At 63.0% G+C, this 589-nt stretch carries 1 protein-coding gene; it reads right to left on the reverse strand.

Going from position 1 to position 589, the window contains the following annotated elements; genetic code table 11:
- Nucleotides 1-34 precede the first annotated feature (34 nt).
- Nucleotides 35-589 (reverse strand): IS256 family transposase (locus ACODTW_RS28275; protein ID WP_488949556.1); only part of this gene is annotated, 555 nt, incomplete at its 5' end.

A 589-nucleotide genomic window follows, 5' to 3' on the forward strand; every position in this document is an offset into this window, starting at 1 on the left:
TCATCGCGCTCTCCGGCTTATCTGGCCGGTTGTGTCATGCGGCCACGGCAGGCAGCATGATGATGGGATCATCGCTGAGTGGGGCGATGGTTTCCAGTGTCATGTAGCGGGCACGCTGCACTGTCCATTCATCATTTTGTTCCAACAGGATAGCGCCGACGAGCCTTGTGATGGCGGCCTCGTTGGGAAAGATGCCGACCACTTCGGTGCGGCGTTTGATCTCGCCGTTGAGCCGTTCGATGGGGTTTGTGCTGTGGATCTTGGCCCTGTGTTCGCGGGGAAAGGTCATGTAGGCCAGCACGTCATCCTCGGCCTCGTCGAGCAGGGTGGCCAGCTTGGGCACCTTGGGTCGGAGCTGGTCGGCGACCTGCCGCCATTGGGCCCTGGCCGAGGTGGCATCGTTCTGGGCAAAGGCGGTGCCGATAAAGGCCGCCACGACGCGACGCCCCTGCTTGCCGGCATGGGCCAGGACATTGCGCATGAAATGCACGCGGCAGCGCTGCCAGGTGGCGCAGAACACTTTGGAGACGGCAGCCTTGATGCCCTCGTGGGCGTCGGAAATGACCAGCTTCACGCCCTTCAGGCCGCG

The organism is Niveispirillum sp. FG148 (genome assembly GCF_057809655.1).